Origin of the sequence: Pseudomonas synxantha, from assembly GCF_900105675.1 — a bacterium.
GTDB classification, from domain to species: Bacteria; Pseudomonadota; Gammaproteobacteria; order Pseudomonadales; family Pseudomonadaceae; genus Aquipseudomonas; species Aquipseudomonas synxantha.
Genome location: NZ_LT629786.1, coordinates 668,452 through 682,728, shown reverse-complemented (window position 1 = coordinate 682,728; position 14,277 = coordinate 668,452). Strand labels below are relative to the sequence as shown.

At 62.2% G+C, this 14,277-nt stretch carries 13 protein-coding genes; 8 read left to right on the top strand and 5 right to left on the bottom strand.

The window, feature by feature from the left end; translation table 11 throughout:
• Positions 1 to 109: 109 nt before the first annotated feature.
• The 5 genes from BLU48_RS03305 to BLU48_RS03285 form a co-directional block, all read right to left on the bottom strand.
• Positions 110 to 1,129: a quinone-dependent dihydroorotate dehydrogenase gene (locus BLU48_RS03305; protein WP_043047068.1), complete on the bottom strand. Its 1,020-nt coding sequence runs from the start codon at positions 1,127 to 1,129 to the stop codon at positions 110 to 112.
• A gap of 86 nt (positions 1,130 to 1,215) precedes the next feature.
• The gene (locus BLU48_RS03300; RefSeq protein WP_057023127.1) at positions 1,216 to 1,677 is read right to left on the bottom strand and encodes a transglycosylase SLT domain-containing protein; all 462 of its coding nucleotides are present in this window, start codon (positions 1,675 to 1,677) and stop codon (positions 1,216 to 1,218) included.
• Positions 1,670 to 2,056, bottom strand: a complete 387-nt coding sequence (locus BLU48_RS03295; RefSeq protein ID WP_057023128.1) for a winged helix-turn-helix domain-containing protein — start codon at positions 2,054 to 2,056, stop codon at positions 1,670 to 1,672. The genes BLU48_RS03300 and BLU48_RS03295 overlap by 8 nt, the downstream gene beginning before the upstream one ends.
• Before the next feature lie 164 nt (positions 2,057 to 2,220).
• Positions 2,221 to 2,436, bottom strand: coding sequence for a FliM/FliN family flagellar motor switch protein (locus BLU48_RS03290; protein WP_043047071.1), 216 nt, complete (start codon positions 2,434 to 2,436; stop codon positions 2,221 to 2,223).
• A 15-nt stretch (positions 2,437 to 2,451) separates the two neighbouring features.
• A complete protein-coding gene (locus BLU48_RS03285; protein WP_057023129.1) occupies positions 2,452 to 2,694 on the bottom strand; it encodes a hypothetical protein in 243 nt (80 codons plus the stop codon).
• 246 nt (positions 2,695 to 2,940) lie between these two features.
• Between BLU48_RS03285 and BLU48_RS03280 the strand changes: the two genes are divergently transcribed.
• The 8 genes from BLU48_RS03280 (at position 2,941) to cobA (ending at position 14,218) form a co-directional block, all read left to right on the top strand.
• Entirely contained in the window at positions 2,941 to 4,140 is a 1,200-nt protein-coding gene (locus tag BLU48_RS03280; RefSeq protein WP_057023130.1) for a CmpA/NrtA family ABC transporter substrate-binding protein, read from the top strand.
• A gap of 13 nt (positions 4,141 to 4,153) precedes the next feature.
• Positions 4,154 to 4,729: an ANTAR domain-containing response regulator gene (locus BLU48_RS03275; protein ID WP_057011903.1), complete on the top strand. Its 576-nt coding sequence runs from the start codon at positions 4,154 to 4,156 to the stop codon at positions 4,727 to 4,729.
• A 154-nt stretch (positions 4,730 to 4,883) separates the two neighbouring features.
• The gene (locus BLU48_RS03270) at positions 4,884 to 6,095 is read left to right on the top strand and encodes a nitrate/nitrite transporter (protein ID WP_057023131.1); all 1,212 of its coding nucleotides are present in this window, start codon (positions 4,884 to 4,886) and stop codon (positions 6,093 to 6,095) included.
• Positions 6,095 to 7,765 (top strand): bifunctional protein-serine/threonine kinase/phosphatase, encoded by a 1,671-nt coding sequence (locus BLU48_RS03265; RefSeq protein WP_057023132.1) that lies wholly within the window; start codon positions 6,095 to 6,097, stop codon positions 7,763 to 7,765. Before BLU48_RS03270 ends, BLU48_RS03265 begins: the two co-directional genes overlap by 1 nt.
• Positions 7,766 to 7,989: 224 nt before the next feature.
• The gene (gene nirB / locus BLU48_RS03260) at positions 7,990 to 10,443 is read left to right on the top strand and encodes a nitrite reductase large subunit NirB (RefSeq protein WP_057023133.1); all 2,454 of its coding nucleotides are present in this window, start codon (positions 7,990 to 7,992) and stop codon (positions 10,441 to 10,443) included.
• Complete coding sequence (nirD, locus tag BLU48_RS03255; RefSeq protein ID WP_005790365.1) at positions 10,440 to 10,757, top strand: nitrite reductase small subunit NirD; 318 nt, start codon at positions 10,440 to 10,442, stop codon at positions 10,755 to 10,757. Before nirB ends, nirD begins: the two co-directional genes overlap by 4 nt.
• Positions 10,757 to 13,465 carry a nitrate reductase gene (locus BLU48_RS03250; protein ID WP_057023134.1) on the top strand — a complete coding sequence of 903 codons (2,709 nt, stop codon included), beginning with the start codon at positions 10,757 to 10,759 and terminating at the stop codon, positions 13,463 to 13,465. The genes nirD and BLU48_RS03250 overlap by 1 nt, the downstream gene beginning before the upstream one ends.
• Before the next feature lie 9 nt (positions 13,466 to 13,474).
• Positions 13,475 to 14,218, top strand: a complete 744-nt coding sequence (cobA, locus tag BLU48_RS03245; RefSeq protein ID WP_057023135.1) for a uroporphyrinogen-III C-methyltransferase — start codon at positions 13,475 to 13,477, stop codon at positions 14,216 to 14,218.
• Positions 14,219 to 14,277: the final 59 nt, after the last annotated feature.

Genomic DNA, 14,277 nt, shown 5'->3' with positions numbered 1-14,277 from the left:
ACCTCTGAATATGTAACGACTTAACCACGCGCGCCCCATCCGGGCGGCGGGCTTCGGCCCAGGGCTCCTTTATGGAGCCCTTTTTATTACCTGCCGATTAGCGTTTGCATCAGCGCAAGGCAGCGATGGCATCCACCGACTGGCGTATCAGCGCCGGCCCCTTGTAGATAAACCCTGAATACAACTGCACCAGGCTCGCGCCAGCCGCGATCTTTTCGGCAGCGTGCTTGCCTTCGGTGATACCGCCCACCGCGATGATCGGCAAACGCCCAGCCAACTCGGCCGCCAGCACCTTGACGATATGGGTGCTCTTGTCCCGCACCGGCGCGCCCGACAGGCCGCCCGCCTCGTCACCATGAGCCAGGCCTTCGACGCCCACGCGGCTGAGGGTAGTGTTGGTTGCAATCACTGCGTCCATCCCCGACTCCACCAGGGCCTGGGCCACCAGCACGGTTTCTTCATCGCTCATGTCCGGCGCGATCTTGATCGCCAAAGGCACGCGCTTGCCGTGGCGCACGGCCAGATCTTCCTGGCGTTGGCGCAAGGCTTCGAGCAGTTGCTTGAGGGAGTCACCAAATTGCAGGCTGCGCAGGCCCGGCGTATTCGGCGAGCTGACGTTGACGGTGACATAGCTGGCGTGGGCATAGACCTTGTCCAGGCAGATCAGGTAGTCATCCACCGCGCGCTCAACCGGCGTATCGAAGTTCTTGCCAATGTTGATACCAAGGATGCCTGTGTACTTCGCCGCCTGGACCCGCGCCAGCAGATGGTCGACGCCCAGATTGTTGAAACCCATGCGATTGATGATCGCCTCGGCTTCCGGCAAGCGGAAAATGCGTGGTTTGGGATTGCCCGGTTGTGGCCGCGGGGTCACGGTGCCGATTTCGACAAAGCCGAACCCCAGCTGCGCGAACCCATCGATGGCCGCGCCGTTCTTGTCCAGGCCGGCTGCCAGGCCGACCGGGTTAGGGAAATCCAGCCCCATCACCGACACCGGCATTTTCGCCGGCGCCTTGCATACCAGGCCATTGAGTCCCAGGCGGCCACCGGCACCGATCAGGTCCAGGGACAGATCGTGGGAGGTTTCCGGGGAGAGTTTGAACAACAGCTGGCGGGCCAAGGTATACATGGGCGGGCTAGACTCGGATGGCGGCAAAAGGTGGCGCCGATTATAGCCGGGGTGGCGGGCCGCATGCGAGGCGCGCCGCGCTGATCTCATTGACGCTGCGAAACCAGCGCTTCATAACGCACCCAGATCCTTTCCGCGTACCGCAGGCGTAGTGCCTCACGCTGCGGGCCTGAACCCGGCCCGACGTTGTAGGCACCCACCGCCGTCCAGTTATATCCGAAACGCTGGATAAACTCAGCCAGGATCGAGGCACCGACCTCCACTGACAGGCAGGGCTCGTTCAGCAGACGCTCTTCGGTAATGCCCTGCTTGAGCAAACGCGGCAGGTGGATGCTGTTGATCTGCATCAGGCCGATATCACGCGTGCCGTTGCGGTTGGTGTAGTTCATGGCCTGGGAGCGGTAACCCGACTCTACCGCAGCGATGGCCTGCAACAACTCAGGTTCCAGATCGTGTCGCCGGGCCATTTCGTCCCAGCAATAGGCCAGTGCCTGGTTGCTGCCCATCAGCAAGCCGAACAGCAGGCTCCTGCTTCCCCCCTTAAGCATTGCTGGCCTGACCGCAGAATGAGCACACGTGCACAACGCGCCTTGATGGGTCGCTCACCACCCGCACCGGGCAGGTAAAGCGATACCCCTTGCCGTAGATCGTCTTGATAAACCCTTTGTCAGCACCCAGGTGCTTGCGCAGGGAGTAAATGCATCGCGTCAGTGACTCATCGGCCACCTCGCCCCGGGACCAGGCCAGTTCCAACAAACGGTCCTTGGTCATCAACGTGCCACCGGAGGCCAGCAGCAGACGCAGAACCTGCCCCTCCTTGGGTGGCAACTGAATATCCGCGTGCCCGCCCGTCAACCGGCCATCGCCATGCAAAGTCCAGCGAGCAAAGACCAGGGAAGTCGCAGGTTCAGCAGTCACGACGACCATACACACCTCTGCATTCGACTACTGCCATTCAAAATCCTTATTTCCTGTGCCAGCTCGCGCCAATGTCACAACTATAGAAATCGGCACTTCGGCCCGCGCTAGGACAAAACCCATTCAGCCGACTTTTTTTTGCACCCTCCGGTAGGACAATTCGCTACCCGCCCTTATTGAGAGATCCACTCCTGATAGGTCTCCTGCAACTCCACTCCCAGCCGGTCCTCCAGTTGCACCAGCTCACCCAATGCCATCAGTTGCCCATTGACCCGCACCTCCACACATCGGGTTACCCCCGGATCCAAGGGCAGCACCTTCCCCGGTGCGAACGCAGCCAGACGCTTGCGGCTGATCAGTTGCTCCTGCAACAGTATTTCCAGGTGCATGGACAAAGGCCTTTTTCAGGGGGAAAACTCAGGATCTGTTTGCAGGAACGCACGTTGCACACGCGCAAGTTGCGCGGTGGTCAACTGCGCCAGTAAGGTCGTGGGCGGCAATGGGGCACGGCTGAAGGTGCGCAGGCCTTCATACCGTGCCTGGTACGCCTCGCACCAGGCAGCTCGACTGCCCGGCAACAACACGCCACAGATCAGCCCGAGGTACAGCAAGCGGTATTTGATCGTTACAGATGAATCAGCGTGCACCGTAGATATTCCCGGGCTGTATGGCTTGAAGAAGCGGCCATACTGCGAGGCGCACGAGGTTCAATCATGATGGAAAGCTGACGGCAGAACCCACCCTCCAGCCCATGGCATGTGCCTTGCTATGCACTCTGTAACAGGCCCGCGCCAAAGACTCGGCGAGCCTACGTACATAGGCGTGGTTACCCTGCAATGGCCTGCACCGCCACCCCAGGGAATCACGGCTTTCCTGGAAAAAGGCAGGTGTTGATGAACGATCCACTGGCTTGGGTAAACGGCAGTGACGCCCCGGAAAAAAGCAGCCTCGATCTGGGCTTCATGGCATTGACCGATTGCGCCTCGCTGGTAGTTGCCGCCACCCAGGGCTTTGCCCAACCCTATGGCCTCACGCTGAATCTCAAGCGCCAGTCGTCCTGGGCCAACCTGCGGGACAAGCTGGTCAGCGGCGAACTGGACGCCGCCCACAGTCTCTACGGGCTGATCTATGCCGTGCATCTGGGCATCGGCGGTGTCGCCCCCTGCCCCATGGCGGTGCTGATGGGGCTGAACCAGAACGGCCAGAGCATCAACCTGTCCCGCGGCCTGCAAACCCAGGGTGTGGTCACTCCTGAGGCACTGGAACGCCATGTGCACCAAAGTCGGACGAAACTGACCTTCGCCCAGACATTTCCCACCGGCACCCACGCCATGTGGTTGTATTACTGGCTGGCCAGCCAAGGCATTCATCCGTTGCGGGATGTGAACAGCGTAGTGGTGCCGCCACCGCAGATGGTTGCGCACCTGCAAGCCGGGCGCATCGAGGGGTTTTGTGTCGGCGAACCCTGGAGCGCCAGCGCAGTGAAGGAAAATCAAGGCTTTACCCTGGCGACCAGCCAGGCGATCTGGCCCGATCATCCGGAAAAAGTCCTGGGCTGCACCCAGGCCTTCGTCGACGAGTATCCCAATACCGCTCGCGTGCTGGTGATGGCGATCCTCGAGGCCAGCCGGTTTATCGAACAGGGCAGCGAAAACCGCCGCTCCACTGCGCAATTGCTCAGTGCCCGCGAGTACCTGGACGCCCCACTGGACTGTATCGAGCCGCGACTGCTGGGCAACTATGACGATGGCCTGGGCAACCAGTGGCAAGATCCCCACGCATTGCGTTTTTTCGCCGGTGGCGAGGTGAACCTGCCCTACCTCAGCGACGGTATGTGGTTCATGACCCAGTTCCGACGCTGGGGCTTGTTGCGTGAAGACCCTGACTACCTGGGCGTCGCCCGGCAGGTGCAGCAACTGGCGCTGTATCGCCGGGCGGCCGAGACGCTGGGCATTGCCGCCAGCGACTCAGAGATGCGCAGCAGCCAGTTGATCGACGGCAAGACCTGGGACGGCTCCGACCCTGCCGGCTACGCCCGCAGCTTCCGCCTGCATGCCCTGGCCGATGACGCCAGCCGCCAAGCGCTGCGCTGAAAGGGGTATGACAATGCTGCGAATCCTGTTGATCAATGACACTGCGCGCAAGGTCGGGCGCCTCAAGGCTGCGCTGACCGAGGCTGGTTTCGAAGTGATCGATGAGTCGGGGCTGACCATCGACCTGCCCGCACGCGTCGAAACGGTGCGCCCGGACGTGATCCTGATCGATACCGAGTCACCCGGTCGCGATGTGATGGAGCAAGTGGTGCTGGTCAGCCGCGACCAACCCCGGCCCATCGTGATGTTTACCGATGAGCACGACCCGAACGTGATGCGCCAGGCAATCAGGGCCGGGGTCAGTGCCTATATTATCGAAGGCATCCAGGCCCAGCGCCTGCAACCGATCCTTGACGTGGCCATGGCCCGCTTCGAGAGCGACCAGGCGCTGCGCGCCCAGCTGCACGCCCGCGACCAGCAGTTGGCCGAGCGCAAGCGCATCGAGTTGGCCAAGGGCCTGTTGATGAAAATGAAGGACTGCAATGAAGAAGAGGCCTACACCCTGATGCGCCGCCAGGCCATGAGTCGCCAACAGAAACTGATCCAGGTGGCGGAGCAGATTATTGCCATGAGCGAGTTGCTCGGCTGATCTGGCTCAGCTCTTGCTAAACAATCCTGACAGGTAGCCAACGGCGGTTGCCCCTCCACGACAAAGACGTCGCCCATCCGGTTTGCCCCTCGCGAACCTGGTGGCGGCGTTTTTTGCGTTTTGGTCCCCTAGCCCCCAACCGTTGAGGTGCATGATGAAATCAAGTTTCTGGAAATCCGGGCACACCCCGACCCTGTTCGCCGCGTTCCTGTATTTCGACCTGAGCTTCATGGTCTGGTACCTGCTGGGCCCGCTGGCGGTGCAGATTGCCGCCGACTTGCAGCTGACCACTCAACAGCGTGGCCTGGTGGTGGCGACACCGATCCTGGCCGGCGCGCTGCTGCGCTTTCTGATGGGCATGCTGGCCGATAAGCTATCGCCCAAGACCGCAGGTTTGATTGGCCAGGTGATTGTGATCGTGGCGCTGTTCTGTGCCTGGAAACTGGGGATCCACAGCTACGAGCAAGCCTTGCTGCTGGGCCTGTTCCTGGGCATGGCCGGTGCCTCCTTTGCGGTCGCCCTGCCCTTGGCGTCCCAGTGGTACCCGGCGGAACACCAGGGCAAGGCCATGGGCATCGCCGGGGCCGGTAACTCCGGCACCGTGTTCGCCGCATTGCTGGCACCGGTGCTTGCGGCCGCGTTCGGCTGGAGCAACGTGTTCGGCTTTGCGCTGATTCCGCTGGTGCTGACGCTGATCGTGTTCGCCTGGCTCGCACGCAATGCCCCAGAGCGGCCGAAAGCCAAATCCATGGCCGACTACTTCAAAGCCCTGGGTGACCGCGACAGCTGGTGGTTCATGTTTTTCTACAGCGTGACCTTCGGCGGTTTTATCGGCCTGGCCAGCGCCCTGCCCGGCTACTTCAACGACCAGTACGGCCTGAGCCCGGTGACTGCCGGCTACTACACCGCCGCCTGCGTGTTCGGCGGCAGCCTGATGCGGCCCTTGGGCGGCGCCCTGGCGGATCGTTTCGGCGGGATCAAGACCCTGCTCGGCATGTATAGCGTGGCAGTGATCTGCATTGCGGCAGTGGGTTTCAACCTGCCCAACTCCTACGCGGCGCTGGCACTTTTCGTCTGCACCATGCTCGGCCTTGGTGCCGGCAATGGCGCGGTATTCCAATTGGTACCGCAACGTTTTCGTAATGAGATCGGCGTCATGACCGGTTTGATCGGCATGGCTGGCGGCATCGGCGGCTTCGCCCTCGCCGCCGGAATGGGCGCGATCAAACAGAGTACCGGCAGTTATCAACTGGCCCTATGGTTGTTTGCCAGTCTCGGTGTGGTGGCCTGGTTCGGCCTGCATGGTGTGAAACGGCGCTGGAGAACCACCTGGGGGTCGGCCGCCGTGACCGCCGCACGCGTCTGATGAGCCTGCAACTGAGCGTCGCCCAGGCCAGTGCCATCGGCCCGCGCAGCGAAAACCAGGATGCGCTGCGCGTGGTCACGCCCCTGGCGGAACTGGCGGCGAGCAAAGGCTACCTGTGCGCACTGGCCGATGGCGTCAGCCAATGCGCCGACGGTGGCCTGGCCGCACGCTCGACCCTGCAGGCCCTGGCCCTGGACTACTACGCCACGCCGCAGACCTGGGGCGTGGCCCAGGCGCTGGAGCGCCTGTTGCTGGCGCAAAACCGCTGGTTGCAGGCCAATGGCGGCGGGCTACCGCTGCTGACCACCCTCAGTGCCCTGGTGTTTCGCGGCCGGCGCTTCACCTTGGCCCATGTCGGCGATTGTCGGGTATATCGCTGGCTCAACGGCGAGTTGCAACGCATCAGCGAAGACCATGTGTGGGAACAGCCCGGCATGCAACATGTGCTCAAGCGCGCCCTAGGCCTGGATCAGCACCTGATGCTGGATTTCCTCGACGGCGAACTGCGCGAAGGTGAATGCTTCCTGCTGCTCAGCGACGGGGTGTGGGCCACACTGGGCGACGCCAGCATCGGCACGATCCTGCGTGAACAAAGCGACCTCGACCTGGCCGTCAGCACCCTGGTCAACGCTGCGCACCTGGCCGGCAGCCAAGACAACGCCAGCGCCTTGCTGGTACGTATCGACCGACTCGGCGCCGCCACTCTCGGCGACGCCCTGGTGCAGTTACAGCAATGGCCGCTGCCGCCAGCGCTGAAGGCCGGCCAGACCTTTGAAGGCTGGCGAGTGGAGAGCGTGCTGGCCCAAAGTCGGCAGTCGCTGCTGTATCGGGTCCTCGATGCCCAGCAACAACCCTGGCTGCTCAAGACCCTGCCACTGAGCCACGACGACGACACCGACGCGGCCCAAGCCTTGTTGTCGGAAGAATGGTTCCTGCGCCGAGTCGCCGGCCGCGCCTTTCCTGAAGTCCACGCGGCCAGTGGTCGTCAGCACTTGTACTACGTGATGCGCGAATATCCCGGGCAGACCCTGGCCCAGCTGTTCCAGCAGCAAGGCCCGTTGCCGCTGGCGCAGTGGCAGACTATCGCCGAACGTTTGCTGCGGGCCGTAGGCCTGCTGCATCGCCGGCAGATCCTGCACCGCGATATCAAGCCGGAAAACCTGCTGCTGGGGGACGATGGCGAACTGCGGGTGCTGGACTTCGGCCTGGCCTACTGCCCTGGGCTGTCTGAAGACCGCGCCCATCTGCTGCCCGGCACCCCGAGCTTTATCGCACCGGAAGCCTTCGGTGGCGAGCAGCCTACGGCGCAACAGGATTTGTATGGCGTTGGTGTGACCTTGTATTACCTGCTGACCGGGCATTACCCCTACGGCGAAATCGAAGCCTTCCAACGCCCGCGCTTTAACCAGCCGGTCAGCGCCAGCCGCTATCGCCCCGACTTGCCGGATTGGTTGCCCCTGAGTCTGGAACGTGCCGTGGCCGTCCTTCCCGCCCAACGCTATGAAACCGCCGAAGAATGGCTGTTGGTACTGGAACAGGCCGACCGCCGCGAACTCAGTGTACGGCCACGGCCTTTGCTGGAGCGCGAACCGCTCAAGGTGTGGCAGACCCTGGCGGTGGCTTCGCTGCTGATCAATCTGGTGCTGATGTACTGGCTTTTGCACCACTAACGAGCAAAATCCGCCGAGGCTCTATTTAAACGCCCAATAAAACAGGGGGCATGGAAACTTGGCACAGCTGCTGCATTAGCTTTCCCAACAACCCACATACAGCCGCCCCTTCAACGACGAAGGCGCGTGCTTCCCGAGAGAACGGGACCAGGACAAAGGCGTCCTCGCTAGCTGACTAGCGGGGACGCCTTTTTTTGTTTGCGCGTGTTTGGTCGGAGAGCGACATGAAAAAACTCAAGCTGGTGATGATCGGCAACGGCATGGCCGGGGTGCGTACCCTGGAAGAACTGCTCAAGCTCAGCAGCGACATTTATGACATCACCGTGTTCGGCGCCGAGCCCCACACCAACTACAACCGCATCCTGCTGTCGCCGGTGCTGGCCGGTGAGCAAACCTTCGAAGAGATCGTACTCAACGACCTGGACTGGTACCTGGACAACAACGTCAAGTTGCTGCTCAACCGCAAGGTGGTGCAGATCGACCGGGTCAAGCGCAGAGTCATCGCCGAAGACGGTACTGAGGCCGAATATGATCGTCTGCTGATCGCCACCGGCTCCACGCCGTTTATCCTGCCGATCCCCGGCAACACCCTGCAGGGCGTGATTGGCTACCGCGATATCGCCGATACCCAGGCCATGATCGACACCGCCAAGACCCACAAGCATGCGGTGGTGATCGGCGGCGGCCTGCTCGGCCTGGAAGCTGCCAATGGCCTGATGCTGCGTGGCATGCATGTAACCGTGGTGCACCTGGGCGAATGGTTGCTGGAACGCCAGCTGGACAAAACCAGCGGCCAACTGCTGCAGACCGAGCTGGAAAGCCGTGGCCTGGTGTTTCGCCTATGCGAACAGACCCAGGCCCTGCACGACGCCGGCAATGGCCGAGTCGGCTCGGTGCAGTTCAAGAATGGCGACGTGATCCCCGCCGACCTGGTAGTGATGGCCGCCGGCATCCGCCCCAATACCGAACTCGCGGAAAAGTCCGGCATCCCCTGCAACCGTGGGATCCTGGTCAATGACACGATGCAAACCTACGATCCGCGCATCTACGCCATCGGCGAATGCGCCAGCCATCGCGGCATCGCCTATGGCCTGGTGGCGCCCCTGTTCGAACAGGCCAAGGTCTGCGCCAACCATCTGGCCCAGCTGGGTTTTGCCACCTACAAGGGTTCGGTCACCTCGACCAAGTTGAAAGTCACCGGCATCGACCTGTTCTCCGCCGGCGACTTCATGGGCGCAGAAGGCACCGAGACCATCACCCTCTCCGATCCCATCGGCGGCGTGTACAAGAAGCTGGTGATCAAGGATGACATCCTGGTCGGTGCCTGCCTGTACGGCGACACCGCGGATGGTGGTTGGTATTTCCGTCAGATTCGCGAGAACCACGCCATTGGCGAAATTCGCGATCACCTGATGTTCGGTGAGAATGCGCTGGGCGACGTCGGCCACCAAGGGCAGGACAAGGCCATGAGCATGGCCGACAGCGCCGAAGTCTGTGGCTGCAACGGCGTGTGCAAGGGCACCATCGTCAAGGCGATCCAGGAACAAGGCTTGTTCAGCGTCGACGAGGTGAAAAAGCACACCAAGGCCGCCAGTTCCTGCGGCTCCTGTGCTGGCCTCGTGGAACAGATCCTGATCAACACCGTGGGCGGTGCCGCCGACGTTAAACCCAAAAGCGAAAAGGCCATCTGCGGCTGCAGCGATCTCAATCACGGGCAGATCCGCCAGGCCATCCGCGAGCAGCACCTGCTGACCATCGACAGCACCCTGCGTTACCTCAACTGGCGCACGCCCAATGGCTGCGCCACCTGCCGCCCGGCCCTCAACTATTACCTGATTTCCACCTGGCCCGGCGAGGCCAAGGACGACCCGCAATCGCGGCTGATCAACGAGCGCGCCCACGCCAATATTCAGAAAGACGGCACCTACTCGGTAGTCCCAAGGATGTGGGGCGGTGTGACCAACCCCTCGGAGCTGCGCCGAATTGCCGACGTGGCCGACAAGTACAACGTGCCGATGGTCAAGGTCACGGGCGGCCAGCGTATCGACCTGCTCGGCATCAAGAAGCAGGACTTGCCGGGCGTATGGAAGGACCTGGATATGCCGTCAGGCCACGCCTACGGCAAGTCCATCCGCACCGTGAAAACCTGCGTGGGCAGCGAGTTCTGCCGATTCGGCACGCAGAACTCCACGCAACTGGGCATCGAGCTGGAGCATGACCTGTTCAATATGTGGTCGCCCCACAAGGTCAAGCTGGCGGTCTCCGGCTGCCCACGCAATTGCTCGGAAGCGGGGATCAAGGATGTCGGAATCATCGGCGTCGACTCTGGCTGGGAGATGTACATCGGCGGCAATGGCGGGATCAAGACCGAAGTCGCGGAGTTCTTCGTCAAGCTGAAAACCGCCGAAGAGGTGCGCGAATACAACGGCGCGTTCCTGCAGCTGTACCGCGAAGAAGCTTTCTACCTGGAGCGCACGGTGCACTACCTGCAACGGGTTGGCATGGAGCATATCAAGAAGGCGGTGCTTGAGGACCCGGCCCGCCGCAAGGCCCTCAACGAGCGCCTGCAGTTCTCGCTGTCATTCGAGCAGGACCCGTGGAAAGAGCGTCTGGAACAGCCGCTGCTGAAAAAGGAATTCGACGTTATCGCTGTCAAACAGCTGGAGGTCTCGCTATGAACTGGCTGGATATCTGCGCCCTGGATGAAATCAACACCCTGGGCTCGCGCATCATCAGTGGGCCGAAAGGCGACATCGCGATTTTTCGCACCAGTGACGACGAAGTCTTCGCCCTCGACGACCGTTGCCCGCACAAGGGCGGCCCGCTGTCCCAAGGCTTGATCTACGGCAAGCGCGTGGCCTGCCCGCTGCACAACTGGCAGATTGACCTGGCGTCCGGCGAAGCCCAGGCCCCGGATATCGGCTGCGCCCACCATCACCAGGCCCGGGTGGAAAACGGTCGGGTGATGCTGGCCCTACGGGACGCTGGTTGATGAACCGCCAGATCACCGCGTCCACCTGCTGTTATTGCGGGGTGGGCTGCGGCGTGCTGATCGAGCATGACGGCGAACAGATCCTGGGGGTGCAAGGCGACCCGAGCCACCCGGCCAACTTCGGCAAATTGTGCAGTAAAGGCGCGAGCCTGCACCTGACCGGCGACTTAAGCGCCCGCGCCCTGTACCCGGAGTTGCGCCTGGGCAAGGACTTGGCACGCACGCGCACCGATTGGGGCACCGCCCTGGAACACGCGGCCACCGTGTTCGCCGATACCATCGCCGAACATGGGCCCGACAGCGTGGCGTTCTATGTCTCGGGGCAGCTGCTGACCGAGGATTACTACAGCTTCAACAAATTGGCCCGGGCCTTGGTTGGCACCAACAATATCGACAGCAACTCACGGCTGTGCATGTCTTCGGCCGTGGTCGGCTACAAGCGCAGCCTGGGCGCCGATGCGCCGCCGTGCAGCTATGAAGACCTGGAAAACAGCGACTGCGTGATGATCGTCGGCAGCAATATGGCCTACGCCCACCCGGTATTGTTCCGACGCCTGGAGCAAGCCAAGGCGCAACGTCCGCAAATGAAAGTGATGGTGATTGACCCTCGGCGTACAGACACCTGCGATTTGGCTGACCTGCACCTGGCAATCCTGCCGGGGACGGATGTGGCGTTGTTCCATGGGATCTTGCATCTGCTGCTGTGGGAAGGCTGGATCGACCACGCCTTTATCCAAGCCCATACCGAGGGCCTGGCCGAGCTGAAACGCCTGGTGCATGACTACACGCCGCAAATGGTCACGCAGCTGTGCGGCATCAGTGTCGAGCAGTTGCGCCTGTGCGCCCAGTGGATAGGCACTTCCAGTAGCTTTTTGTCGCTGTGGTGCATGGGGCTTAACCAATCCACTGCCGGCAGCGCGAAAAACAGCGCATTGATCAACCTGCACCTGGCCACGGGCACCATTGGCCGGCCGGGCTGCGGGCCGTTTTCCCTGACTGGACAACCGAATGCCATGGGTGGGCGCGAGACCGGCAGCCTGTCCAACCTGCTGCCGGGGCATCGTGAGGCGGCCAACCCTGAACATCGCGCCGAGGTCGCGAGCTATTGGGGCGTGGATCAACTGCCGGCGCTCACCGGCCTCACTGCGATCGAACTGTTTGAACAGGTGCAGGCCGGCAAGATCAAGGCCCTGTGGATCGCTTGCACCAACCCCGCCCAATCCTTGCCGGACCAGAATGCCGTATGTGCAGCCTTGGCGGCGTGCCCGTTCGTGGTGTTGCAGGAGGCGTTCCGCACCACCGAAACCGCTGCCTATGCCGACCTGCTGCTGCCGGCAGCCAGTTGGGGCGAAAAGGACGGTACGGTGACCAACTCCGAACGGCGTATTTCCCACGTACGTCGCGCCATCGCCCCACCGGGAGAGGCGCGGGCAGACTGGGCGATTACTGTGGATTTCGCACAGCGCCTGGAACATCGCCTGCGGCCGGGCGCGCCCAGCCTGTTCGCCTTTGAAGAGCCGGCGCAGCTGTTTGATGAATTCAAGCAGCTGACCCAAGGCCGGGACCTGGACTTGTCGGGTATCAGCCATGCCCTGCTCGACCAGCTCGGCCCACAGCAATGGCCATTTCCCGAAGGCGCGCAGACGGGTACGCCGCGTCTGTACACCGACGGTATTTTCCCCACGGACGATGGTCGGGCGCGTTTTATCGCCGACCCTTACCGCGCCGCTAAGGAACAGCGTGACGCACGCTTCCCCCTGACCCTGATCACCGGGCGCCTGCGTGACCAGTGGCATGGCATGAGCCGCACAGGCACGGCCGCGCAGTTGTTCGGGCATGTCAGCGAGGCATTGTTGGGCCTGCACCCGGACGAACTGCGTCGCCATCGTTTCAAAGAAGGTGACCTGGTCAACCTGAAAAGCCGTCGAGGCAATGTGATCGTCGCCGTCAGCAGCGATGACAGCGTGCGCCCCGGCCAGGCGTTCCTGCCTATGCATTGGGGCGACCGCTTTCTCAAGGGTGGCGTGAACGTCCTCACCCAGCCGGCGTTCGATCCCTTGTCCAAGCAACCAGAACTCAAGCACAGCGGCGTGCGCCTGGAAGCGGTGCAACTGCCGTGGCAACTGTTCGCGCTGATCGAGGGTGATGTGCAGCAACACTTCGACGCCCTGCGCCCGCTGTGTGAGGGCTTTGCCTACGTGAGCCTGAGCCTGGCCGGACGTGAGAGACCGGCCCTGCTGGTGCGGGCGGCGCATACCGAGGCACCCGACCTGCAGCTGCTGAACCGCATTGACCAATTGTTGGGCCTGAACGACGGTCCGGTTATGGCCTATGACGACCCGCGTCGTTCAATTGGCAAACGCGTGAAGATCGAGAAAGGTCGTATTACTGCCCTGCGCCTGGCCGGCGAAACCCTGGCCCGCCACTGGCTGCAAAGCCTATGGCTGGAAGGCCGGGCCGACGAGCAACTGCGACGCTGGCTGCTGGCGCCATTAAGCGCGCCACCAGGCGCTGCGGCGGCCAGCAGCAAGATTTTATGCAACTGCAAGAACGTCAGTGAAAATGCCGTATGCGCAGGTATTGCGCAGGGCCTGGACCTGGACGGCCTCAAGCAAGAACTGGGCTGCGGCACGCAATGCGGCTCCTGCGTACCGGAAATCAAACGTCTTTTGGCCAGCACCCCGCAGCCAATCGCAATCAGTGTGTGAGGGAAAAACATGAGCGCAAAAGTGTGGCTGGTAGGCGCCGGGCCGGGTGATCCGGAGTTGCTGACCCTCAAGGCGGTAAGAGCCCTGCATGAGGCAGATGTGGTGCTGATTGATGATCTGGTCAACCCGGCCGTGTTGGACCACTGTCGCAGTGCACGGGTGATTACTGTCGGCAAGCGCGGGGGCTGCCGCTCGACGCCCCAGGACTTTATTCACCGCCTGATGCTGCGTTATGCACGCCAGGGCAAATGTGTGGTGAGGCTCAAGGGCGGCGACCCGTGTATCTTTGGTCGCGGTGGTGAAGAGGCGCTGTGGCTGCGCGAGCGCGGCGTTGAAGTTGAATTGATCAATGGCATCACAGCAGGGCTCGCGGGTGCGACCAACTGCGATATTCCGCTCACGCTGCGCGGTGTCAGTCGCGGCGTGACATTGGTCACCGCCCATACCCAGGACAACAGCCAACTGAACTGGCGCGCACTGGCCGAAGGTGGAACCACCTTGGTGGTGTACATGGGAGTGGCAAAGCTGGAGGAAATTGGTCAGCAACTACTGGAAGGTGGCATGGCGGCTGATATGCCCGTGGCGATGATCGAAAACGCATCGCTGCCCCAACAGCGCGAATGCCGCAGCGAGCTGGCGCGGATGCATGAGGACGCGCAGGCATTCGCCTTGAAAAGCCCGGCGATCCTAGTGATTGGCCACGTTGCTGCCGCCGCACAGACGGCTTGTGTCGCTGCAGCGGCCAGCGCATGAGGCAAATCGCAGGCGAAAAAAACCCGGCCTAAGCCGGGTTTTTTTGTAAAGCCAGGCTA

Bases quoted from the DNA above. Each gene is read 5' to 3' on its own strand.
- BLU48_RS03305 (WP_043047068.1), bottom strand. From the start codon at position 1,129: ATGTATACCTTGGCCCGCCAGCTGTTGTTCAAACTCTCCCCGGAAACC.
- BLU48_RS03300 (WP_057023127.1), bottom strand. From the start codon at position 1,677: ATGCTTAAGGGGGGAAGCAGGAGCCTGCTGTTCGGCTTGCTGATGGGC.
- BLU48_RS03295 (WP_057023128.1), bottom strand. From the start codon at position 2,056: ATGGTCGTCGTGACTGCTGAACCTGCGACTTCCCTGGTCTTTGCTCGC.
- BLU48_RS03290 (WP_043047071.1), bottom strand. From the start codon at position 2,436: ATGCACCTGGAAATACTGTTGCAGGAGCAACTGATCAGCCGCAAGCGT.
- BLU48_RS03280 (WP_057023130.1), top strand. From the start codon at position 2,941: ATGAACGATCCACTGGCTTGGGTAAACGGCAGTGACGCCCCGGAAAAA.
- BLU48_RS03275 (WP_057011903.1), top strand. From the start codon at position 4,154: ATGCTGCGAATCCTGTTGATCAATGACACTGCGCGCAAGGTCGGGCGC.
- BLU48_RS03270 (WP_057023131.1), top strand. From the start codon at position 4,884: ATGAAATCAAGTTTCTGGAAATCCGGGCACACCCCGACCCTGTTCGCC.
- BLU48_RS03265 (WP_057023132.1), top strand. From the start codon at position 6,095: ATGAGCCTGCAACTGAGCGTCGCCCAGGCCAGTGCCATCGGCCCGCGC.
- nirB (WP_057023133.1), top strand. From the start codon at position 7,990: ATGAAAAAACTCAAGCTGGTGATGATCGGCAACGGCATGGCCGGGGTG.
- nirD (WP_005790365.1), top strand. From the start codon at position 10,440: ATGAACTGGCTGGATATCTGCGCCCTGGATGAAATCAACACCCTGGGC.
- BLU48_RS03250 (WP_057023134.1), top strand. From the start codon at position 10,757: ATGAACCGCCAGATCACCGCGTCCACCTGCTGTTATTGCGGGGTGGGC.
- cobA (WP_057023135.1), top strand. From the start codon at position 13,475: ATGAGCGCAAAAGTGTGGCTGGTAGGCGCCGGGCCGGGTGATCCGGAG.